At 69.1% G+C, this 22,301-nt stretch carries 18 protein-coding genes; 8 read left to right on the top strand and 10 right to left on the bottom strand.

Annotated features, from left to right (window positions below):
- The 7 genes from KLK06_RS32310 to KLK06_RS32340 all read right to left on the bottom strand — a co-directional run bounded on the left by KLK06_RS32310 (position 1) and on the right by KLK06_RS32340 (position 10,534).
- Positions 1-1,773, bottom strand: coding sequence for an acyclic terpene utilization AtuA family protein (locus KLK06_RS32310; protein WP_214639461.1), 1,773 nt, complete (start codon positions 1,771-1,773; stop codon positions 1-3).
- Positions 1,770-2,549: an enoyl-CoA hydratase-related protein gene (locus KLK06_RS32315; RefSeq protein WP_214639462.1), complete on the bottom strand. Its 780-nt coding sequence runs from the start codon at positions 2,547-2,549 to the stop codon at positions 1,770-1,772. The genes KLK06_RS32310 and KLK06_RS32315 overlap by 4 nt, the downstream gene beginning before the upstream one ends.
- Complete coding sequence (locus tag KLK06_RS32320; protein ID WP_214639463.1) at positions 2,546-4,402, bottom strand: biotin carboxylase N-terminal domain-containing protein; 1,857 nt, start codon at positions 4,400-4,402, stop codon at positions 2,546-2,548. The genes KLK06_RS32315 and KLK06_RS32320 overlap by 4 nt, the downstream gene beginning before the upstream one ends.
- On the bottom strand, positions 4,399-5,931 hold the full coding sequence (locus KLK06_RS32325; protein WP_214639561.1) for an acyl-CoA carboxylase subunit beta: 1,533 nt from the start codon (positions 5,929-5,931) through the stop codon (positions 4,399-4,401). The genes KLK06_RS32320 and KLK06_RS32325 overlap by 4 nt, the downstream gene beginning before the upstream one ends.
- Before the next feature lie 53 nt (positions 5,932-5,984).
- On the bottom strand, positions 5,985-6,617 hold the full coding sequence (locus tag KLK06_RS32330; protein WP_214639464.1) for a TetR/AcrR family transcriptional regulator: 633 nt from the start codon (positions 6,615-6,617) through the stop codon (positions 5,985-5,987).
- Positions 6,618-6,701: 84 nt separating this feature from the next.
- Positions 6,702-8,999 carry a protein kinase gene (locus KLK06_RS32335; protein ID WP_308168543.1) on the bottom strand — a complete coding sequence of 766 codons (2,298 nt, stop codon included), beginning with the start codon at positions 8,997-8,999 and terminating at the stop codon, positions 6,702-6,704.
- 173 nt (positions 9,000-9,172) lie between these two features.
- On the bottom strand, positions 9,173-10,534 hold the full coding sequence (locus KLK06_RS32340; protein WP_308168544.1) for an FAD-linked oxidase C-terminal domain-containing protein: 1,362 nt from the start codon (positions 10,532-10,534) through the stop codon (positions 9,173-9,175).
- Positions 10,535-10,646: 112 nt separating this feature from the next.
- Between KLK06_RS32340 and KLK06_RS32345 the strand changes: the two genes are divergently transcribed.
- Complete coding sequence (locus tag KLK06_RS32345) at positions 10,647-11,168, top strand: hypothetical protein (RefSeq protein WP_214639571.1); 522 nt, start codon at positions 10,647-10,649, stop codon at positions 11,166-11,168.
- A 42-nt stretch (positions 11,169-11,210) separates the two neighbouring features.
- Here KLK06_RS32345 and KLK06_RS32350 read toward each other — a convergent pair whose 3' ends face one another.
- From KLK06_RS32350 to KLK06_RS32360, 3 genes are read right to left on the bottom strand one after another with little or no spacing between them, the layout of a single operon-like run.
- Complete coding sequence (locus KLK06_RS32350; protein WP_214639466.1) at positions 11,211-12,416, bottom strand: aminotransferase class I/II-fold pyridoxal phosphate-dependent enzyme; 1,206 nt, start codon at positions 12,414-12,416, stop codon at positions 11,211-11,213.
- 45 nt (positions 12,417-12,461) lie between these two features.
- The gene (locus KLK06_RS32355) at positions 12,462-13,061 is read right to left on the bottom strand and encodes a hypothetical protein (protein WP_214639467.1); all 600 of its coding nucleotides are present in this window, start codon (positions 13,059-13,061) and stop codon (positions 12,462-12,464) included.
- 60 nt (positions 13,062-13,121) lie between these two features.
- The gene (locus tag KLK06_RS32360; protein ID WP_214639468.1) at positions 13,122-13,949 is read right to left on the bottom strand and encodes a TIGR03619 family F420-dependent LLM class oxidoreductase; all 828 of its coding nucleotides are present in this window, start codon (positions 13,947-13,949) and stop codon (positions 13,122-13,124) included.
- Between the two features lie 210 nt (positions 13,950-14,159).
- Between KLK06_RS32360 and ctaD the strand changes: the two genes are divergently transcribed.
- The 7 genes from ctaD (at position 14,160) to KLK06_RS32395 (ending at position 22,284) form a co-directional block, all read left to right on the top strand.
- Positions 14,160-15,860 carry a cytochrome c oxidase subunit I gene (ctaD, locus tag KLK06_RS32365; protein WP_214639469.1) on the top strand — a complete coding sequence of 567 codons (1,701 nt, stop codon included), beginning with the start codon at positions 14,160-14,162 and terminating at the stop codon, positions 15,858-15,860.
- Positions 15,861-15,954: 94 nt separating this feature from the next.
- Positions 15,955-16,188 carry a hypothetical protein gene (locus KLK06_RS32370; protein ID WP_214639470.1) on the top strand — a complete coding sequence of 78 codons (234 nt, stop codon included), beginning with the start codon at positions 15,955-15,957 and terminating at the stop codon, positions 16,186-16,188.
- Positions 16,189-16,194: 6 nt separating this feature from the next.
- The gene (frdA, locus tag KLK06_RS32375) at positions 16,195-17,931 is read left to right on the top strand and encodes a fumarate reductase (quinol) flavoprotein subunit (protein ID WP_214639471.1); all 1,737 of its coding nucleotides are present in this window, start codon (positions 16,195-16,197) and stop codon (positions 17,929-17,931) included.
- On the top strand, positions 17,924-18,685 hold the full coding sequence (gene sdhB, locus KLK06_RS32380) for a succinate dehydrogenase iron-sulfur subunit (RefSeq protein ID WP_214639472.1): 762 nt from the start codon (positions 17,924-17,926) through the stop codon (positions 18,683-18,685). Before frdA ends, sdhB begins: the two co-directional genes overlap by 8 nt.
- 22 nt (positions 18,686-18,707) lie before the next feature.
- Entirely contained in the window at positions 18,708-19,091 is a 384-nt protein-coding gene (locus tag KLK06_RS32385; RefSeq protein WP_214639473.1) for a hypothetical protein, read from the top strand.
- Positions 19,088-19,429, top strand: a complete 342-nt coding sequence (gene frdD, locus KLK06_RS32390) for a fumarate reductase subunit FrdD (RefSeq protein WP_214639474.1) — start codon at positions 19,088-19,090, stop codon at positions 19,427-19,429. The genes KLK06_RS32385 and frdD overlap by 4 nt, the downstream gene beginning before the upstream one ends.
- A 110-nt stretch (positions 19,430-19,539) precedes the next feature.
- Positions 19,540-22,284: an immune inhibitor A domain-containing protein gene (locus tag KLK06_RS32395; RefSeq protein WP_214639475.1), complete on the top strand. Its 2,745-nt coding sequence runs from the start codon at positions 19,540-19,542 to the stop codon at positions 22,282-22,284.
- The last annotated feature ends 17 nt before the right edge of the window (positions 22,285-22,301 follow it).

Below are 22,301 nucleotides of genomic sequence, written 5' to 3' on the forward strand. Positions count from 1 at the left end.
TCAGGGCAGCAGCGTCGCCGGCACGTCGATCGGCTGGGCGCGTAGCTGCTCGCCGAGGGCCTTGGCCTGGGGATCCATCCGGGGGCTCGCCGCCACGCCCCTGCCCAGCAGGCCGTGGACGACGAAGTTGAGCGCGTGGAGATTCGGGAGCTCGTAGCGGGTGATCCGGTAGGCGGCCAGGTCGGGGAGGAGCTCCTTGAGGCGGTCCGTCGTCAGGTGCGTCGCCAGCCAGTCGTACCGCTCCGCCGTGTCGACCCAGACGCCCAGGTTGGCGTTGCCGCCCTTGTCTCCCGAGCGGGCGCCCGCTACGCGGCCCAGCGGGGTGCGGACAGTGGGCTGGTCGGCTGAGGCGAGCGCGGGGAGCCGCCCCGCGTCGTCGGCCCGCAGCGGTCGCGCGAGTGAAGAAGCGGCGGTGGGAGCTGGTGACGGCATCCCCTCACGGTCCGCGAACGAGGGCGCCTGCTCGTCGTTCGCATGCGGCGGCACCGGCGCGCCGTCCACGGACGGTGACACCTCCTCGCCGTCCAGAAAGACTCGGGGACGCACCTCCGCGGCCGGTACCAGGACCGGCCAGTACACCCCGTACGGCGACGCGTTGCCCGGCGGCGTGAGCCCGTAGAAGCCGGGGTAGCTGGCCAGCCCCGTCTCCACCACGGCCGAGGAGAAGGCGCGACCGGCCCGGCGCTGGTCGGCGTCCATCACCGTGATCCGCAGCAGCCCCCCATCCGTGAGCGTGACGTCCACCGAGTCGAACGACTCCCGGGGGATCCTGGCCCAGAGCGCCTCCTCCGCCAGGCGGGCCTTGGCCTCGAGGTCCAGGCCGGTCAGCACCAGCGTCATCGTGTTGCGGTATCCGGCCAGGTAGTTCACCGCGACCTTGAGCGTGCCGGGCGGCGGCTCACCGCGTACGCCCGAGACGCGGACCCGGTCGGGGCCGTCGTCCGACAGCGTGATGGTGTCGAAGCGGGCCACCACGTCCGGCCCGAGGTAGCGGGGCCCGGCGATCTCGTAGACGAGCTGGGCCGTCACCGTGCCGATCGAGACCAGGCCGCCCGTCCCCGGGTGCTTGGTGATCACGGAGGAGCCGTCGGCGTGCAGCTCGGCGATGGGGAAACCGCAGTGCGCCAGATCCGGTACGTCCTGAAAGAACGCGTAGTTGCCGCCCGTGGCCTGGCAGCCGCATTCGATGATGTGGCCCGCGACCACCGAGCCCGCCAGAGGATCGAGGTCGTCGGGCTGCCAGCCGTACCGCCAGATGCCGGGGCCCGTCACCAGGGCGGCGTCCGTGACGCGGCCCGTCACCACGACGTCGGCGCCCGCCGACAGGGCCGCCGCGATCGGGCGCCCGCCCAGGTAGGCGTTGGCGGTCAGAGGCGGGGCAGGCGGCTGCTCGCCGGTGTCGGCGTTGGTCAGGTCCAGGTCGCGGCCGATGAGGTCGTCGCCGGTGACGTGGGCGACCCTGGGGGAGAGGCCTAGGCGGGCGGCGAGCTCTTGTACGGCGGCGGCGCACCCGGCCGGATCCAACCCGCCCGCATTTGTCACGATTTTTATGCCTTTATCGAGACACGTGGCCATGACCTCTTCGAGCTGCGACAGGAACGTCGGCGCGTAGCCGGGGCGGCCCTTGAGGCGGTTCCCGGCCAGGATGAGCATGGTCAGCTCCGCCAGCCAGTCACCCGTGAGCACGTCGATCGGGCCGCCCTCGACCATCTCCCGCGCGGCCGACAGCCGGTCACCGTAGAAGCCGCTGCAGTTGGCGATGCGCAAGGTCATGAAGGAACCCACTTGGCCGGACGCTTCTCCATGAAGGCCGCGATGCCCTCCTGACCCTCCTCGGAGGTGAAACGCTGGGCGGAGAGCGCGGTCATCTGCCGCAGCCCCTCCTCGAACGACACTCCCGGCAGCTCCCTGACCAGCCGCTTCGTGATGGCCAGCGCCTCGGGACCGCCCTTGAGCAGCATGCCGGCGTAGTGCCGGACCGCCGCGTCGAGCTCCTCGGCGGGCACGGCCCGCGTCAGCAGCCCGATCTCCACCGCCCTGGCCGCGTCGAACACCTCGCCGGTCAGGAAGTACTCGGCCGCCGCCCGAGGATCGAGTCGGCGCAGGACCGGCACGGAGATCATGGCGGGCACGACGCCGAGCCGTACCTCCGTGAACGCGAAGGAGGCCGTCACCGGCGCGATCGCGAAGTCGCACGCGGCCACCAGGCCGAGCCCGCCCGCGCGCGCCGTGCCGTTCAGGCGGCAGATGACCGGCTTCGGGCTCTCCCAGATCAGCGCGAGGATCTCCGGGAACGACGCCGTCACCGGCGCGTCGCCGACCCCGGAGGCAGGCTCGACGCGCTGCTCCTTCAGGTCGGCGCCCGAGCAGAACACCGGGCCCGCGCCGGTCAGCACGATCACCCGCACGTCCGGCTCGGTCAGCGCCCAGTTCAGCCGGCGTTCGAGGTCGCCGAGCAGGCGTACGGACAGCGCGTTCCTGTTGGGCGGTGAGTCCAGCGTGATCGTCGCGATGCCGCCGGCCAGCTCCTTGTGGACCAGGCTCGTCATGAGCTTCCTTCCTGGATGATCGCCAGCACGGCTCCCGCCTCGACCTGCTGTCCCTTCTCGACGTGTACGCCGGAGACGACCCCGTCGGCGGGCGCGGCGATCTGATGCTCCATCTTCATCGCCTCCAGCACCAGCACCGCCTGGCCCTTCGCCACGCGGTCACCCGGCTCGACCTCGACCCGCAGCACGCTACCCGGCATGGGAGCGAGGAGAGAGCCGGGGGCGACCTGCTCGACGGGCTCGGGCAGGCGGGGAGCGGGCGTCAGCTCGACGGAGCCGCTGGGGGAGTCGACGCAGACCTTCCCGTCGTAGTGGGCGATGTCAAAGGCATGCCGTACGCCACCACGTTCCAGGACGATCCGGTACGGCTCTGCGGCGATCAGCTCGATGCCGTCGGGGAGTGGCTGGTAGACGACCTCGGCCTCGTCGAAGACGGCCCGCAGGGGCTGCGACCGGACATTCCGCCAACCGGACGGCAGACTGCGCAGGACCGGCGCGGCGGCCCGGTTGGCGGCGGCCTGCGCCAGGGCGGCGGCCAGCACGGCCAGCTCATCGGCGGGGCCGGTGCCGCTCAGGTCGTGCTCGTCGAGGAATCCGGTATGCGTGTCACCCGCCCTGAAATCCCGATTTTTCAGTACGTTCAGCAGCAAATCCCGGTTGGTGGTGAGGCCGTGGATCCGTGCGCGTCGTAGCGCCTTCGTCAGCTTCCGTACCGCCTCCTCCCGAGACGAGCCATGAGCGACCACCTTGGCGAGCATCGCGTCGTAATGAGGGGAGACGACCGACCCGGCCGCCACCCCGGAATCAACCCGTACGTCCCCGGGCACCTCGAAGCGGCGCAGTGTCCCCGTCTGAGGCAGATAGTCCCCGTCCTCCGCGTACAACCGCACTTCGACCGCATGCCCCTGAGGTGCCGGCGCGGAGGCGGGCAGCGCCGACCCCTCGGCCACCTCGATCTGCAGCCGCACCAGATCAACCCCGTACACCAGCTCGGTGACCGGATGCTCGACCTGGAGTCGGGTGTTCATCTCCAGGAAGGCCACCTGATCCCCCTTGACCAGGAACTCCACGGTCCCGGCCCCGACGTACCCGATCTTCCTGGCCGCCCTGACCGCCGCCGCGCAGAGCTCGTCCCTGATCCGCTGGGTGATGCCCGGTGAGGGGCACTCCTCCACGACCTTCTGGTGCCGCCGCTGGATGCTGCACTCCCGCTCGCCGAGCGCCCACACGGTCCCGTGGCGGTCGGCCAGGACCTGTACCTCGACGTGCCTGGCCCCTTCGAGCAGCGGCTCGACGAACACGGTCCCGTCACCGAACGCCGCCTCGGACTCACGCCGCGCCGACGCGATCTCCCGCTCAAGCGCGCCGGCGTCGCGCACCACCCGCATGCCCCGCCCACCGCCACCGGCGGACGCCTTCACCAGCACGGGGAACTCCGTGACGGCCGCCGAGAGCGACGGCAGCACCGGCACCCCGGCCTCGCCCATCAGCCGCTTGGCCTCGATCTTCGACCCCATGGCCGCGATGGACTCCGGCGACGGGCCGACCCACACCAACCCGGCATCCAGCACGGCTCGGGCGAAGTCCGCGTTCTCGGACAGGAACCCATATCCCGGGTGTACGGCGTCGGCGCCCGCCGCCCGGCAGGCCGCCACGATCCGCTCGATGTCCAGGTAGGTATCCGCGGGTTTGGCGCCGCTCAGCCGTACCGCGAAGTCGGCCTCGGCCACGTGCGGTGACCCGGCGTCGGGGTCGGAGAAGACGGCCACGGTCTCGATGCCGAGCGACCGGCAGGTGCGGAAGACGCGCCGGGCGATCTCGCCCCGGTTCGCGACGAGCAGGCGGGTGATCATGGGCGGAACACCCCGAATCCCGCCGCCTCGGGCACCGCGGCACTGTTGATCGCCGACAGGCACAGCCCCAGCACGGTCCTGGTGTCGCGCGGATCGATCACCCCGTCGTCGTAGAGCCGCCCCGACAGGAAGAACGGCAGCGACTCGGCCTCGATCTGCGCCTCCACCATGGCCCGCATGGCCGCGTCGCCCTCCTCGTCGTACACCTGACCGCGGGCCGCGGCGGAGGCCCGCCCGACGATCGACAGCACCCCGGCGAGCTGCGCGGGCCCCATCACCGCGGACTTGGCGCTCGGCCACGCGAACAGGAACCGCGGATCGTAGGCCCGGCCGCACATCCCGTAGTTTCCGGCTCCGTACGAGGCGCCCATCACCACGGTGAGGTGCGGCACGGTCGAGTTGGACACCGCGTTGATCATCATCGCGCCGTGCTTGATGATGCCGCCCTGCTCGTAGTCCTTGCCGACCATGTAACCGGTGGTGTTCTGGAGGAACAGCAGCGGAGTACGCGACTGGTTCGCGAGCTGGATGAACTGGGTCGCCTTCTGCGATTCCTCACTGAACAGCACACCTCGCGCGTTGGCCAGAATCCCCACCGGATAGCCGTGCAGCCGCGCCCACCCCGTCACCAGCGAGGCCCCGTACAGCGGCTTGAACTCCTCGAACGCGCTCCCGTCCACGATCCGCGCGATCACCTCGCGCGGATCGAACGGCACCTTCAGGTCTTGCGGCACGATCCCGAGGAGCTCCTCCGCCGGATATCCGGGCTCTTGCACGGTCAGCGGGGCGGTGCCGAGCTTGCGCCAGTTGAGCGACCGGATGATCTGCCGCCCGATCCGCAGCGCGTCGTGCTCGTCGAGGGCCAGGTAGTCGGCCAGGCCGCTGGTGCGGGCGTGCATGCCGGCCCCGCCGAGCGACTCGTCGTCGGACTCCTCGCCGGTCGCCATCTTGACCAGCGGTGGCCCACCGAGGAACACCTTGGCCCGCTCCTTCACCATCACCACGTAGTCGCTCATCCCGGGCACATAGGCCCCACCGGCCGTGGAGTTGCCGAACACGAGCGCGATCGTCGGAACCCCCGCCGCCGACATGCGCGTCAGGTCCCGAAATATCCGCCCACCCGGGATGAAGATCTCCTTTTGCGTCGGCAGGTCCGCGCCGCCGCTCTCCACCAGATTGACGTACGGCAGGCGGTTGCTCAGCGCGATGTCGGCGGCCCTGAGCGACTTCTTGAGCGTCCACGGGTTCGACGCGCCACCTCTGACGGTGGGATCGTTCGCGGTGATCACACACTCGACGCCCTCGATCACCCCGATCCCGGTGACCACGCTGGCGCCCACCGGGAACTCGCTGCCCCACGCGGCCAGCGGTGACAGCTCCAGGAACGGCGAGTCGGGATCGACGAGCAGCTCGATCCGCTCGCGGGCCAGCAGCTTGCCCCGTTTCCGGTGCCGTTCCACATACTTGTCGCCGCCGCCCGCGACCGCCTTGGCCTGCTCGGCGTCGAGCTTTTCCAGCTTGCCCAGCATCGCCGCGCGCCGCTCCTGGTAATCGGCGCCGCTGGGATCGAGCCTGCTCCGGATCACACGCCCTCCTGTTGCCAACTTGACGCCGACGTCAACCCGATGGCCCTGGCCCAGAGCTTGGTGAGCAGCTCCACGGCCGTCCGCTCGTCCGCGCGTTCGCCCAGGTCAAGCCAGACGTGGGCGAAGTGCTCCACCATCCCGCCGAGCATGACGGCCGTCAGCCGGGGATCGAGCGCCGGGTCGGCCAGACCCTGCTCCTGCAGCCGCCTGAGCCCCTCGGCGCCGCGCCGGACGAACACCTCGCGCAGCTCCAGAAGCAGCCCGCGCAGGCCCTCCTCGGCGGTGGCGGCCTGCTCGAGCATCCTGACCAGCCGCGAATTGGCCGCCCAGGCGCGCAGGTAGAGCCGGTTGGCCGCCTCGATCCGCGCGTACGGGTCGCCGGGCACGCCGGGACCCACGACGCTCGCCGTGAACATCTCCCCGACCACCGCCGCCGCCACCTCGCCGAACAGCGCTTCCTTGGAGTCAAAGTAGGTGTAGAACGTGCCATGCGAGACCCCGGCCCGCACGCAGACGTCATCGATGCGCACGGTTTCGTAGCCGTGCTCGTCGAAGGCGTCCCGGCCCGCCCGCACGAGCGCGTCCCTCGTACGCCGGCCCCGCGCGGTGAGCTCGGACTTGACGATCACGTCAACTAGCCTAACCTGCTGCCTGGCATGCGAAAAGCCCCCCACGACGCTGGTTTCCGTCGTGGGGGGCTTGATCGGGCTATATCAGGTGCAGTGGCTCCAGCCGGACTTCCAGGACATGGTCCCCCATGAGCCGCCCCAGATCACGCACTTCTTGACGGCCGCGACCCTGACCGGGCCCGCGTAGGCGGTGAACTTGCCCGGGTTGCCGCCGCTGCCGCCGTTCTGGACCTGGAGGGTGGCGTTCATCGAAACCTTGGCGGGATACACCAGCTTGGACATCGTCACCACGCAGTTCTTGCCGTTGCCGTACAGCAGGTAGATCGTCGCGTTGCCGCCCAGCGCGTGGCTGTCGATCACCTTGTAGCCGGCGCCGCACACCGTCGCCGCGCTGTAGGGGTTGGGCTTGGGCTGGACGGTCGGCTTCACCGTCGGCTTGGGGGTGGTCTTCGTCTTGGTGGCCGTGGGAACCGGGGCGTTCGTGGACGGGTCCTCTGTGGGCCCGCTCGAGGGATCGGGGTCCGGGTCCACCATGTCGGTGCGCTTGGTCTTGGTGGGCTTGGTCGTGGGCTCCGACGCCGGCTTGTGGGTCGTAGGCTGCGACGTCTGCGGGACTGTGGGGACGGTGACCGGGACCTGGGTGCTCGGGTCCTGGATCACCTGCTCCTTGGTCTTGGTGGGCTTCGGCTCCTCGACGCTCGGGACCGGCTGGGAGACGACAGGGCTGTCCTCCGTCAGGGGCGGGTCGACGGGCTGGCCCGCGCCTGCGCCGTCGGTGGAGGTGGCTTGGGATGCGCTGTCCACGTTGATCACTTTTTGTGGGGATCCGCTGTTGGCCTGCACCACCACCGCGCCACCCACGACCAGCAGGGCCGCTGCGGCTGCGCCGGTCAGAGCGAAGGTCAGGGTACGGCGCTGCTTCGCCGAACCGGCGTCACCCGCCTGCGGCCCCTGCCCCGGCCCGCCCGCGCCTGGCCCGCGACCGCCTGGGCCACCGGGGCCGTATGCCGGGCCGCCCGCGCCGAACCCCGGAGCGCCGCTCTGTGCCGGTACGCCGCCCATGGGCTGCCCCGGAGCGCCCGCTCCCTGGGGCATGGGGCCCTGCCGCATCGTCGGACCGCCGGGTGCTCCCTGGCCTCCGACAGGCATGCCCTGGCCGCCCGGCATGTTGCTGTGCGGGCCGCTCTGACCGCTCGGCGCATTACCGTAGGGGCCGCTTTGACCGCTCGGCGGGTTGCCGGGCATCCCAGCCTGACCAGCGGGCATGCCCGGGCCGCCGAAGGGCATCCCAGGGCTGCCCGGGGTGTTGCCGTGGGGCGTTCCAGGCGCAGCGGCGGGACCGGTCGCTGAGGGGCCTCCTGCCGCCGCCATGGGGGCGGGGGCACCGCTCTTCGTCGCGCCGGGGTGGCCGAAATGGCCGGTCTGACCCGTCTGACCGGGCTGGGCCGTGGCGCCGGTCATCCAAGGGCCGGGGTAGGAGTCCTGCGGGTTCGCGCCCGGCTGCGGCCCCGTGCCCGCGACGGCGCCCATCTGGGCACCCGTGGTCAGCGGGTCCACGGCCGCCCGAGGCGCCGGCTGCCCCGTGAGGCGCACGATCAGCTCGTCCGCGGTGGGCCGCTGCGACGGGTCCTTGGACAGGCACGCCGCCACCAGCTCGCCGAGCGCCCCCTCCATCGCGCCCAGCTCCGGCTCCTCGTTCAGGATCCGGTTCATCACCACGGGAATCGAGTCGGCGCCGAAGGCGGGCTTGCCCGTCGCCGCGAACACCATCGTGACGCCCCAGGCGAACACGTCCGCCGCCTCGGACACGGCGGCCCCGCTGAGCTGCTCGGGCGCCAGGTACGACGGCGTCCCCATGGCCATGCCCGTCGCCGTCGCCCCGGGCGAGTCCAGTGCCCTTGCGATGCCGAAGTCGATCACGACCGGACCCTCGGGCCCCATGAGGACGTTCGCGGGCTTGAAGTCGCGGTGCAGGATGCCGGCCCGGTGAATGGCCGCCAGCGCGGTCGCCGTACTGATCGCGAGCCGCTCCAGCGCCGCTCCCCGGCGCGGGCCTTCGTTGATGACCATCTCCCGCAGGGACGGCCCCGGCACGTACTCGCTCACGATGTACGGCCGGCTGCCCTCGAGGTCGGCGTGCAGCACCGGAGCCGTGCAGAACCTGGCCACCCGCTGCGCGACCGACACCTCGCGCAGGAACCTGGTCCTGGCCTCGGCGTCGGCCACCAGCGCGTTGTGCAGCAGCTTGACCGCCACCTGCTCGCCGCTGTCGCTTTGGCCGAGGTACACGATTCCCTGGCCGCCCTCACCAAGCCGGGCGACGAGGTCATAGGCCCCCAGCCGCCGCGGGTCGTCCGCCGCCAACGGCTGGTGCTGATTCACGCCGAACCCCCAAAGACCTCGCATAACAAAACGATAGATGGGGCAAAAGCTACCAGCGTGACCCTTGGGGCGTGGCCCAGACCTGTCAGATGTTTCGCCTTTTGACGCAACATGTCAGTGTTTTCGGGCAGGTCGTGTCCACATTGTCCCTTCTAGGTCACGGCTTGGTGAACTCAGATCGCCTTGCCCGGATTGAGCAGGCCGAGCGGATCGAACACGGCCTTGATGCCCTGCTGCATCTCCTGGGCCACCGGTCCGGTCTCCAGTGCGAGCCAGCGCCGCTTGAGCAGGCCGACCCCGTGTTCGCCGGTCAGCGTGCCGCCGAGCCGCAGAGCGTGCTTGAACACGTCGTCCGCCGCGGCCCACACCTCGGGCGGCGGCTCGGCCATACCGTGCTCGAAGATGAAGACCGGGTGCAGGTTCCCGTCACCCGCGTGCGCGACCGTGGCGATCTTCACGCCATGCCGTACGGCGGCCGCCTCGATCGCCTCGATCATGTCGGGCAGCACCGAACGCGGCACGCACACGTCCTCCACCAGGCACGCGCCGAGGCGCTCCTTGGCGTCGTAGGCCATCCTGCGCAGGCCGATGAGCTCCTCGGTCTCCTGCGGGCTGGAGGAGACCGCCACGAACGGCGAGCCGTTGTCGACGCACAACTGCTCCATACGCTTGACGACGGCCGCGCCGTCCGACGCGTCGGACTGGCCGATCAGCATGGCCATCGTGCCCGGCTCCAGGCCGATGTTGCGCCAGTCGTCGATCGCCTCCAGCGTCGCCCGGTCGAGCAGCTCCATCAGCGACGGCTGGCATCCGGCGGCCATGATCGCCGACACGGCCGCACCCGCCTCGCGCAGCGAGCCGAACTCCGCCGCGAACGTGGCCGGCGGCGCCGCGGGCGCCCTGCGCAGCCGTACCGTCGCCGCGGTGATCACGCCGAGCGTGCCTTCCGAGCCGACGAACAGCCCGGTCAGGTCGTACCCGGTGACGCCCTTCATCGTGCGCCGGCCCGTCTCGAGTATCCGGCCGTCGGCCAGCACCACCTCCAGACCGAGCGTGGAGTCGCGGGTGACGCCGTACTTCACGCAGCGCAGCCCGCCGGCGTTGGTCGCCAGGTTGCCGCCGATCGTGGAGATCTCGTACGACGACGGGTCGGGCGCGTACATCAGCCCGTGCTCCCTGGCCGCCCGGTCGAGGTCGGCGGTGATCACACCGGGCTCGACCACGGCGATCTCGTCAGCAGGGGAGAGCTCCCTGATCGCCGTCATCCTGGCCAGCGAGAGGATCACCGACCCATCGCCGGCGGTAGCGGCGCCCGCCAGCCCCGTGCCCCCGCCGCGCGGTACCACGGGGACCCGGTGCTCGGTCGCCCACGTGAGCGTCGTGACCACGTCGTCACGCGAGGTGGCGAGCACCACGGCCAGCGGCTTGCCGGGTTCCAGGAACGTACGGTCGCGGGCGTAGGAGTCGATCACATCGGGGTCGGTCAGGACACGGCCCTCAGGCAGGGCGTCCACCAAGGCATCGATAGGTCTCACATGGGAAACCTTACGGTTTGCACCTACGGCGGCTAACGGCCAGACTGCCCAGGTGGAAGTGATGTGCCCGGTATGCAGCCAATCTGACCAGGTCTCCGCAGTCCCTGGAGTGGTGGCGGCGGGCACCATGTACCGGATCGGCCGCGTCCGGATGGCCGGCACCCGCGACATCGTGGACCTGCCGATGGCGGCCTCGCTCGGCGCCTCGAAACATCTCATGAGCCGTTCGCAGCTGGCGGTCTGGCTGTCGTTCCCCAGCCGCCACTACACGGCGTGGACCAGGAACCAGGGGTACATCCTGCTCGGCGTCGCGGCCCTGGTCCACCTGGTGGTCGCGCTGGTGATCGCGATGGGCAAGGACGCGAACTGGACCGAGGTGCTGCTCGCGCCGTTCTGCCTGACCGGGTTGTTCTGGGGGTTCGGGCTGCTGTTCGTGCTGGGGTCGTACGGGGCGCGGAAGCGGGACATGTCGGAGGCCCCGGCCCGGGTCCAGGCGCTCGCCGTGTGGGAGAGCCTGTGTTACTGCGCGCGGGACAACGTGGCCTACGAGCCGGGGGTCGGGGTGTCGTTCCACCCCAGCGAGACCCGCGAGTACATCTTCGGCTTCCGCCAGAGCCGCACCGCCCCCAGGTGACTTCCGGTACGGCCGACAGCCGTACCGGAATCCGCCGGTGTGTCAGGCGCGCTCTTCGGCCACGGCGCGGACGCAGACGGCCAGGCCGATGATGGCCTGCTCCAGCTCTTCCAGATCGGGATAGGTGGGGGCGATCCGGATCGTCCGGTCGTCGGGGTCCTGGCCGTAGGGGTGGGTGGCGCCCGCCGGGGTCAGCGCGATCCCGGCCGCCTTGGCCCTGGCCACCACCTCGCCGGCATGCGACACCTCGAGGCTGATGAAGTAGCCGCCCTGCGGGCTCGTCCAGGTGCCGAGGTCGCCCAGCTCCTTGGCCAGCACCCGGTCGACGAGCTCGAACTTCGGCCACACCAGCTCGGCGTGCTTGCGCATGTGCGCGGCCACACCCTCGGCGTCGCGCAGGAACTCCACGTGCCGCAACTGGTTGAGCTTGTCGGGCCCGATGGACTGCTTGGCGGTGTTGGCCAGGAACCACTTGACGTTCGCCGGCGAGGAGCCGAAGAACGACACCCCGCTGCCCGCCATCGTGACCTTGGACGTGGAGCCGTACACGAAGGTCCGGTCGGTGTTGCCGTGCTCAGCGCACAGGGACAGGAGGTCGGCGAGCTCGGCCTGCGCGTCGGTGAGGTGGTGGACCGCATAGGCGTTGTCCCAGAAAATCCGGAAATCAGGCGCCGCAGTGGACATGGCGGCCAGCCGTCGGACGGTCTCGTCGCTGTAGGTGACACCGGACGGGTTGCTGTACTTCGGCACGCACCAGATGCCCTTGACACTCGCGTCCTCGGCGACCAGTCGCTCGACGACGTCCATGTCGGGTCCTTCGCCGTTCATCGGCACGGGCACCATCTTGATCCCGAACCGCTCACAGATCGTGAAATGCCGGTCATATCCCGGCACCGGGCACAGGAACGTGATCTCCGGCTCCTCCACCCACCGCCGCTCAGCCCCGGGGACCTTGGTGAGCAGCGCGTGCACGATCGTGTCGTGCATCACCGCCAGACTCGAGTTGCCGCCCACGACCAGCTGCTCGGCGGGCACCTGCAGCAGCGGCCCGAACAGCTCCCGCAGCTCCGTCAGCCCCTGCAGGTTGCCGTAGTTACGCCCGTCGGTCCCGTCGGCCGCCCGGTAGGACGTCGGCAGTTTGAGCATGTCGTTGGCGAGATCCAGCTGTCGCGGCGACGGCTTCCCCCGGGTCAGGTCGAGCGAAAGGCCACGCTGGACGAGGTCGGCGTAGTCGCGCTGAGCGTTCACTGGTATCTGCTCCTCCGATCGGGTCGATACGAAGGATAGCCGCAGTCAGCAGCCGCCGATGCGGCAGAGTTTCGCGGCCATCTTGGTGGCGTCCGACTTGTGCCTGGCCATGGTTGTGATGGCTGGGGCGTCGTTGTGCCGGTCCCAATAAATGGCCACGGCCGCGCCCTTGCGTACCGCGACGAACTGCAGGGTCTGGGGCACGGGATTGCTCTTCGTCGACTTGACGGCCCTCGAGGCGCCCACCGAGCCGTCACCGATTTTCGGGTCGATTACCTTGACGAGTTTGCCGCACCTGGTCAGGCGGGTGCGGAACTCGGTCATCAGTTTCTCGGCGGCGGCAGCCTTCGCGAAGAGGAAGACCTGTTCGCCGCGTTCGGCGTTGTGCTTCTCGTCACCGTCCATTCGCGGGTCATAGGTGAGGTCGCGGCGGGCGATCCAGTCCTTCTTCAGCTTGGCGTTCGAGCACGCGATGTTTTCCACCTCGATCAGGTCGCTGCCCTCGTTGAGGAGCCAGTGCTCGTTCTTGATGTCCTTACGGGCCTCCTTTTCGTACAGGAGGAAGTTCTTCGGGATCGACGGCGCGGCCAGTGCCGCCGCCGGCGGAAACAGCAGGGCCGTGACCAGTGCGCCGCCGGTCAGCAAGGTGATCTTCTTTATGGTCATGCGGAGTTGGATGGCGGCGCGCGGGGAAAGGTTCGGGACTTATGTCAGGAATTCGGCTGGGGCGTTTTGCTGGACGAAGGTTTCCAGCTCGGGCAAGGACAGGCCCGGAGGGGTGGCCACGATGAGGCGGTGCACGCCCAGGTCGGCGTACGCCCGGACGGTGGCCGGGTCGAGGCGGCGGGCCGGGGTCACCGAGATATGCAGGGGTCGGGTCGAGACGGCCCTGAGTGACTCCAGTTGGGCGGCCGTGGCGCGCAGGCCCAGCATCCAGCCGTACCAGCCGTCGGCCAGTGCGGCGGCGCGGCGGTGGGCGGCCGGGGTGTGGCCGCCGATGACGACGGGGACCGGGCGCTGGAGGGGGCGGGGGTGGGCGTCCACGTCCTTGAAGGAGACGTGCCGGCCGTCGAAGGCGGGCTTGTCGTCCTGCCAGAGGGAACGGATGGCGGCCAGGTACTCCTCGGTGCGGGAGCCCCGGTCGGGCATGGGGACGCCCAGGGCGCGCAGTTCGGGCTCCAGGTAGCCCGCGCCCACGCCGAAGATCAGCCGTCCGCCGCTGAGGACGTCCACGCTGGCGAGTTGCTTGGCCAGGACCAGCGGGTCTCGCTGGGGAAGGACGACGCAGCCCGTGGCCAGCAGGATGCGCTCGGTGTGGGCGGCCAGGAAGGCCAGCGAGACCACGGCGTCCAGGAGCGGGGCGTCCGGTTCGAGAGGGGAGGCGGCCACGCGGGGGCTGGGCAGGACGATGTGGTCGGCGGTCCACAACGACTCGTAGCCGAGGCTTTCGGCCAGCTTCGCCACGCGGGCGGCGCCCTGGCGGTCGGCGGCGGCGAAACCGTTCGGCATGTGCAGGCCGATAGAGGGGGACATATTGCGAAACGGTAGGGGAGTGGGGCTCGATCCGCCACCGACGATCTCGCATGGGTTCCATGCGTGACGTGCATGCCGTACGGGCCGGAAATAGCGCGCCAGGCAAAGATGTGTGCGACAAATGTTGAAGAATTGCTTCCCGTATGGCAATCGTTGGCGTGGAATTGGAGGATCGGGGGCAGGCCACACTCCGCATAGGAGGGAGCACTCGTGACGACTGTTCGCGAGACCTCGATCGAGCAGGTCAGACGCCGGCGGACCGGGACCGTCATCGTGTCCTGGCTGACGACGACCGACCACAAAGTCATCGGGTATCTCTATCTGATCACCTCGTTCGGGTTCTTCCTCGTCGCGGGTGTCATGGCCATGGTGATCAGGGCCGAATTGGCGCAGCCGGAGATGCAACTGGTGAGCCAGCAGTTCTACAACCAGCTGTTCACCATGCACGGCACGATCATGCTGTTGTTGTTCGCCACGCCGCTGTTCGCGGGATTCGCCAACGTGGTGATGCCCCTGCAGATCGGCGCGCCTGACGTCGCGTTTCCCCGGCTCAATGCGGTCGCGTACTGGATGTTCCTGTTCGGCGGGCTGATCGTGCTGGCCGGATTCATCACGCCGGGTGGGGCCGCCGAGTTCGGCTGGTTCGCCTATACGCCGTTGTCCACCGCCACTTATACGCCGCACATGGGCGGCGATCTGTGGATCATGGGGCTCGCGCTGTCGGGACTCGGGACGATTCTCGGCTCCGTCAACTTCATCACCACGATCATCGGGCTGCGGGCGCCGGGCATGACGATGTTCCGGATGCCGCTGTTCACCTGGAACACGCTGCTGACCAGCATGCTCGTGCTCATGGCGTTCCCCGTGCTGGCCGCCGCGCTGCTCGTGCTCGAATCGGATCGCAAGTTCGGCACGCACGTCTTCGACCCCGCCAACGGCGGGGCGTTGATCTGGCAGCACCTGTTCTGGTTCTTCGGGCATCCCGAGGTGTACATCATCGCGCTGCCGTTCTTCGGGATCATCACCGAGGTGATCCCGGTGTTCAGCCGCAAGCCGATTTTCGGGTACGGGGGGCTGGTCGGGGCGACGATCGCCATCGCCGGGTTGTCGATGACCGTGTGGGCGCACCACATGTTCCCCACGGGTCAGGTGTTGCTGCCGTTCTTCTCGTTCATGACGTTCCTCATCGCGGTGCCGACCGGCGTGAAGTTCTTCAACTGGATCGGCACGATGTGGCGCGGCCATCTCAGCTTCGAGACGCCGATGCTGTTCGCGATCGGGTTTCTCGTGACGTTCCTGCTGGGCGGCCTGACGGGGGTCATCCTGGCGTCGCCGCCGCTCGACTTCCACATCAGCGACACGTATTTCGTCGTCGCGCACTTCCACTACGTGGTCTTCGGGACCGTGGTGTTCGCCATGTTCTCCGGGTTCTACTTCTGGTGGCCGAAGATGACCGGGCGGATGCTCGACGACCGGCTGGGGAAGGTGCATTTCTGGACGCTGTTCATCGGGTTCCACATGACGTTCCTGATCCAGCACTGGCTGGGGGCGATCGGCATGCCCAGGAGGTACGCCGACTACAGCGCGGCTGACGGCTTCACCCGGATGAACGAGATCTCGTCCATCGGGGCGTTCCTGCTCGGCGCTTCCACGCTGCCGTTCCTCTACAACGTCTGGAAGACCGCCAGGCGGGCGCCCAAGGTGACGCTCGACGACCCGTGGGGCTACGGCAACTCGCTGGAGTGGGCCACCTCCTGCCCGCCGCCCCGGCACAACTTCACCTTCCTGCCGCCCATCCGGTCGGAACGGCCCGCGTTCGATCTGCACTATCCCCCCGTGCCCAGGGAAGAACTGGAGAAGGAGGAGTCCGGAGAAGGGGGCTCGAAGGAGATCGAGGAGGAGCCCGGCTGATCGGCCGCTCCGAAGGTCCGAAAGCGGGCCTTCTCCGAAGCAGGTCGCGGTGCTTGTGTGGAGATGACGTTTCGCCTATCTAAGGAGATCGGCGATGACAGGCACGAAGACCCCCTTCACCCCCGAGACGGCCCCGTGCGGCAAGAAGTCCGGCGGCGAGCGCTTCGTCGACGACGACGGCTACGGCCTGGTGATCCGCGACCAGCTTTTCGACTGCGGTTGCCGCAGGATCCGCCACGAGTACCACGACGGCAGCATCCATCTCTCCGCCATCCGCCATGACGGCAAGCGGGTGAAGGACCCGATACAACCCGACCACGGGAGCTGATCGCACATGATCGACGTGCTCATCGTCGGAGGAGGCGGAGCGGGTCTGCGCGCGGCCATCGCGGTCGCCGAGACGGACCCCGAGCTCACGGTGGCGGTCGTGTCGAAGGTCTACCCGATGCGCAGCCACACGGTCTCCGCCGAAGGCGGCGCCGCCGCGGTGATCGGCGTCGGCGACACGCTCGACGAGCACTGCTACGACACGATCTCCGGCGGTGACTGGCTCTGCGACCAGGACGCGGTCGAGGCGTTCGTCGAGGAGGCGCCACGCGAGCTGATCCAACTGGAGCACTGGGGCTGCCCGTGGAGCCGCGAGGACGACGGCCGGGTGGCCGTCCGTCCGTTCGGCGGTATGAAGCGGATGCGCACCTGGTACGCGGCCGACAAAACCGGTTTCCACCTTCTCCACACCTTGTTCCAAACAACCCTGAAATATCGGGACATAGTGCGGTACGACGAGTGGTACGTCACCAAGCTCATCGTCGACGACGGCCGCGTCCACGGCGTCGTGGCCGTCGAGCTCAGGACCGGCCGCATCGAGACCATCGCCGCCAGGACCGTCATCCTGGCCACCGGCGGCTGCGGCCGGGTCTTCCCCTTCACCACGAACGCCGCGATCAAGACCGGCGACGGCATGGCCCTGGCCTACCGGGCGGGCGCGCCGCTGAAGGACATGGAGTTCGTCCAGTACCACCCGACCGGCCTGCCGTTCACCGGCATCCTCATCACCGAGGCGGCCAGGGCGGAGGGCGGCTGGCTGATCAACAAGGACGGCTACCGCTACCTTCAGGACTACGACCTGGGCAAGCCCACCCCGACGCCCAAGCTACGCAGCATGGAGCTCGGCCCGCGCGACCGCCTCTCCCAGGCGTTCGTGCACGAGCAGGAGCTGGGCCGCACGGTCGACACCCCCTACGGCCCGGTCGTGTACCTGGACCTGCGCCACCTCGGCGAGCGGAAGATCGACGCCCGCATCCCGTTCGTCCGCGAGCTGTGCAAGAGCTACCAGAACCTCGACCCGGCCACTGACCTCATCCCGGTCCGCCCGGTCGTGCACTACATGATGGGCGGCGTCCACACCGACCTCGACGGCGCCACTCCGGTCGCCGGGCTGTTCGCGGCCGGTGAGACGGCGTGCGTCAGCATCAACGGGGCCAACCGGCTCGGCTCGAACTCGCTCCCGGAGATCCTCGTCTTCGGCCGAAGGGCGGGCCTGGCCGCCGCGAGCTTCGCGAAAGAGCATCACGAGCGGAGCGAGCACCAGGCCGTACAGGCACAAGGTGATGACGAGCGGCGGCGGCTGGAACGCGTGCGGGACGGATCGGGCAAGGGCGAACGGATCGCCGACCTGCGTGAGGAGATGCAGCACACGCTGGAGGGCGCGGCCGGGATCTACCGGACGGGCGGCGTGCTCGCCGCGGCCGTCGACACCCTCGCCGACCTGCGCGAACGCGCGGAAGAGGCGCGCGTCGACGACTCCAGCACGACGTTCAACACCGAGCTGATCAACCTGCAGGAACTGCACACCATGCTCGACGTCGCGCAGACCATCATCGCCTGCGCGCTCAACCGGAAGGAGTCGCGCGGCGCGCACCAGCGCACCGACTTCTCCGTCAGGGACGACTCGGCCTATCTCGCGCACTCGCTGGTGCACCGCGCGCCCGACGGCACGCCGTCGGTCGGCCTGCTGCCCGTGACGATCACCCGCTGGCCTCCGGGGGAAAGGGTCTATGGACGTGACTGACACCGAAGAGTCCGTACGGCAGGCGGCGGTCACCCGCACGATCCGGCTGGAGATCGCCCGTTACCGGCCGGGGCAGGACGGCGAGCCGGTGTTCCAGGGCTACGACGTGCCGCTGACGACCGACTGGGCCGTGCTCGACGGCCTGAACTACGTCAAGGACCAGCTCGACGGCAGCCTGTCGTTCCGCTGGTCGTGCCGGATGGGCGTCTGCGGCTCGTGCGGCATGACCGTCAACGGCGAGCCCCGGCTGACCTGCGGGACCTTCCTCACCGAGTACGGCGACGGCCCGATCAGGATCGAGCCGCTCAAGGGCTTCCCGGTGATCAGGGACCTGGTCGTGGACATCGACGACTTCCTGGCCAAGCTGTCGTCGGTGCGGCCGTGGCTCATCAGGGAGGGCGAGGAACTGCCGCTGACCACGGAGTACGCGCAGACGCCCGAGCAGCTCGAGGCCTACAAGCAGTACAGCATGTGCATCAACTGCATGCTCTGCTACTCGGCGTGCCCGGTCTACGTGCTCAACCCCGACTTCCTCGGCCCGGCCGCGATCGCGCTGGCGCAGCGCTACAACCTCGACTCCCGGGACATGGGCGACCGGTTCGACGTGCTCAACCTGGAGGATGCGGTCTGGGGCTGCACGTTCGTCGGGGAGTGCACGCGGGCCTGCCCCAAGCACGTGGACCCGGCCGAGGCCATCCAGCGCTACAAGCTGACCGCGGCGCTGCGCTCGGTGCTGCCCTGGAGCAAACGATGACAAGACCGCCCTGGAGCCAGCGATGACGAGCACATATCGCCCGCCGCGGGACGCGTTCTGGTTCGCCCGTACCCGCAACTACACGATCTTCGTGCTGCGCGAGCTGACCAGCGTGCTGGTCGCGTGGACGATCGTCTTCCTGCTCCTGCTGGTCGGCGCCCTGCTGGGCGGCACCTTCCAGGACTTCACCGCCCTGGCCGCCCAGCCCTGGATGATCGCCGTCAACGTGGTCGCCCTGGTCGCGACCGCCTTCCATGCCATCACGTTCCTGAACCTCGCCCCGAAGGCCACGGTGGTGCGGCTCGACGGCTGGCGGGTGCCCGCCTGGATGATCCAGGGCGGCAACCATTCGGCGTGGCTGGCGCTGTCCGTCCTGATCGCCTACTTCATCATGAGGTCACCGTGAAGCGGACGATAGAGCCGTACCTGTGGCTGCTCTTCAGCGGCGGCGGAGTGGCCGCCGCGCTGGTGCTGCCCGTGCTGGTCCTGCTGTTCGGCGTGCTCATGCCGCTCGGCGTGATCGACTGGCCGACCGTCGGGCACCTGCGCGCGCTCCTGGACAACGTCCTGGTACGGCTGGCGCTGCTGGTGGTCATCGTGCTCTGCCTGTTCCACGCGGCGCACCGGATCCGCTTCACCAGTGAGGAGCTGTTCGGCATCGCCAGGTACGACTTGATCATCGCGGTGCTCTGCTATGGCGGGGCGATCGTGGGCGGCGTTACCGGCGCATTGCTTTTGTTCTAGTTTCATCACATTTCAACAGGGCTCTTTACGTTGGCTTTACTCACCCTCTAAATTCGCGCATTGCACCCTGTGGCAATGCGCCCGGCGATCCCGGGCAGAGAGGGTTATCAGTGCCCAGCAGAAAGCGCCTGTTAGCAGCATTCCCCGCGGTCGCCCTTCTCAGCGCCGCGCTGACCGGTCCCGCCGCCCCCGCCTCCGCCGCCAGGTACGAGCCGGGCGCGTCCGACTTCTACATCAACTACGCGCCGCCCAGCGTCGAGGAGACGCCCGACGAGCCCCTCCTGCCCAACCAGAAGGCCCGCTCGCTCAACCCGGCGCAGAAGACGGACCGGAAGTTCGTCAGCGGCAACCCGGCCGCCGCCCGTGTGCTGGCGGCCCGCGAGAACGAGGCGATCAAGACCGGCCGCAACCCCGCCGACTTCATCTTCAAGAAGTCCAAGCAGACCCGCGTGGCCAAGCTGCTGACCGTCCTGGTCGAGTTCAACGAGCAGGCCAACGACGACTTCTCCGGCTACAACCGCCTGCGCACGGTCAACGGCGCCCCCGACGACTGCGTGGTCGAGCCGGCGGGCACGGTCAAGAACGGGCCGCTGCACAACAACATCCCCAACCCCGCGACGTTGCCGCACAAGGACAACAACAGCTTCTGGGTCAAGGACTTCAGCACCTCGCACTTCAACACGATGCTCTACACCGACAAGGGCATCACCGAGCGCGTACGTCCCGACCTGAAGGACCCGCGCGACGGCCGCGCCGGCATCGACATCTCCGGCTTCACGATGAAGAAGATGTACGAGGAGATGTCCAAGGGCGCCTACTCGGTCACCGGCTCCGCGGTCGGCTGGATCAAGGCGCCCCACTCCGAGGCCTGGTACGGCGCGGCGGCCTGCGGCGGCGCGCCCCAGGACATGACCGGCCACCCGGACAACCCGCTCGGCGCGGGCCAGCTCGCCATCGACACGGTGGACGCGCTCGCCAAGAGCCAGCCGAACTTCCCGTGGGCCGACTACGACGTCGAAGACGTCTCCGACGCCGACGGCGACGGCAACTTCAGCGAGCCCGACGGCGTCATCGACCACCTGGTCCTGGTGCACGGAGGCAAGGACAAGTCCTCCGGCGGCGGCGCCGAGAGCACGTACGCGATCTGGGCGCACTCCAGCGCCGTGGCCGGCGGCTACAAGATCCCCGGCAGCGACAAGAAGATCTCCAACTACATCGTGCAGCCGGAGGACTCCGGCGTCGGCGTCTTCGCCCACGAGTACGGCCACGACCTCGGTCTGCCCGACCTGTACGACACCTCGGGCGCGGCCAGCTCCGCCGTCGACTTCTGGGACCTGATGTCGAGCGGCTCGCACTCCGGGCCGATCTTCCAGTCCATGCCGACCCACATGGGCCTGTGGGACAAGTGGGTGCTCGGCTGGGCGAACCCGAAGGTGTTCGAACCCGGCGACGCCGCCAAGCTGGTCACGGTCGGCCAGTCGTCGCGGACGCCCAAGCTCACCCAGGACGGCGTCCGGGTGAACCTGGCCTCCACGCCCCTGAAGATGGTCGACCCGCACAGCGGCGCCAACGCCTGGTGGACCGGGCTGGACCAGGAATGGGCCAACGTCCACCTGGCCCGTGACGTGGCCGTGCCCGCCGGGACCGACCTGCGGTTCTGGATGTGGAACAACTACGAGATCGAGCAGGACTGGGACTTCGGCTTCGTCGAGGTGTCGACCGACGGCGGCGAGACCTGGGCCCAGCAGAAGGTCTACGACGAGGCCGGCAACGAGGTCTCGACCCCCGACGGCTACCCGGACCCGAACAAGAACCTCAAGACGTTCGGCGACAAGAAGTACGGGCTCACCGGCAACACCGACGGCTGGCGGCACGACTACGTCAACCTGACCGCGTTCGCCGGTAAGACGGTCAAGCTGCGGCTCACGTACAACACCGACGCGGCCTTCACCCCGCGCGGCTGGCACGCCGACGACTTCCAGCTCACCAACGGCGGCACCGCCGTGTGGAGCGACGACGTCGAGGGCGGCGACAACGGCTGGAAGGCCACCGGCGGCACGTTCACCAACACGAGCGGCCAGGGCTGGACGATCAACAACGGCTCGCGCGAGGTGTCCCGGTTCTACCTGGCCGAGTGGCGCAACTTCGACGGCTTCGACAAGGGCCTGCAGTACGCCTACGACACCAACTACTCCCGTGACGGGGCGTGGAAGGTGGAGAAGGTCAAGTACAACGCCCCCGGCCTGCTGGTGTGGTACCGCGACTCGACGTTCACCAACAACTCGCTGGCGAACAACCTCAGCCTCCCGCCGAGCATCGGCTCGAAGGGCAGCCTGCTGATCGTGGACTCGCACTTCGATCCGCTGCGCCGCACCGGCGCCGCCGCGCAGAAGGACCCGTCGAGGCACAAGAACCTCGACGGCCGCACCCAGACGTCCAACGCGGCGTTCTCCTTCGGCAAGACCTATCCGCTCAAGGAGTGCCTGGAGGCGGCGGACGAGCCGTTCAGCGAGTACTGCACGGACATCCCGGCGCTGAAGGGCGTGCCGAACTTCACCGACGCCAAGACCTGGTACCCGGGCCTGGAGCTGCAGAACGGCAGCCTGTTCTACCGGGACTTCGACGCGTCGACGGTCGTGCCGTCCAAGGGCGACCAGCCCTACAGCACCCGCGTCGTGAACCTCGACGGCACCCCCGCCACCGAGCTGTACGGCACGGACCTGGGTGGCGGCCACGTGGCCGGCTCCGGCAACCCGGGTGACGAGGGCAAGGCGCTCGGCGTCCAGTTCAAGCTGGTCTCGCCGCTGCCCGGCAACCTGGGCGCCATCGTCCAGGTGATCCCGCCGAAGAAGTGAACCGAGGGGCCGCCGGT

This window comes from Nonomuraea sp. NEAU-A123, from assembly GCF_018603905.1.
Lineage (GTDB): Bacteria > Actinomycetota > Actinomycetes > Streptosporangiales > Streptosporangiaceae > Nonomuraea.

Coding starts and splice junctions, on each gene's coding strand:
- KLK06_RS32370 (WP_214639470.1), top strand. CDS start 15,955: ATGACAGGCACGAAGACCCCCTTCACCCCCGAGACGGCCCCGTGCGGC.
- frdA (WP_214639471.1), top strand. CDS start 16,195: ATGATCGACGTGCTCATCGTCGGAGGAGGCGGAGCGGGTCTGCGCGCG.
- KLK06_RS32315 (WP_214639462.1), bottom strand. CDS start 2,549: ATGACGAGCCTGGTCCACAAGGAGCTGGCCGGCGGCATCGCGACGATC.
- KLK06_RS32325 (WP_214639561.1), bottom strand. CDS start 5,931: ATGCTGGGCAAGCTGGAAAAGCTCGACGCCGAGCAGGCCAAGGCGGTC.
- KLK06_RS32310 (WP_214639461.1), bottom strand. CDS start 1,773: ATGACCTTGCGCATCGCCAACTGCAGCGGCTTCTACGGTGACCGGCTG.
- KLK06_RS32360 (WP_214639468.1), bottom strand. CDS start 13,949: ATGTCCCCCTCTATCGGCCTGCACATGCCGAACGGTTTCGCCGCCGCC.
- KLK06_RS32320 (WP_214639463.1), bottom strand. CDS start 4,402: ATGATCACCCGCCTGCTCGTCGCGAACCGGGGCGAGATCGCCCGGCGC.
- KLK06_RS32385 (WP_214639473.1), top strand. CDS start 18,708: ATGACGAGCACATATCGCCCGCCGCGGGACGCGTTCTGGTTCGCCCGT.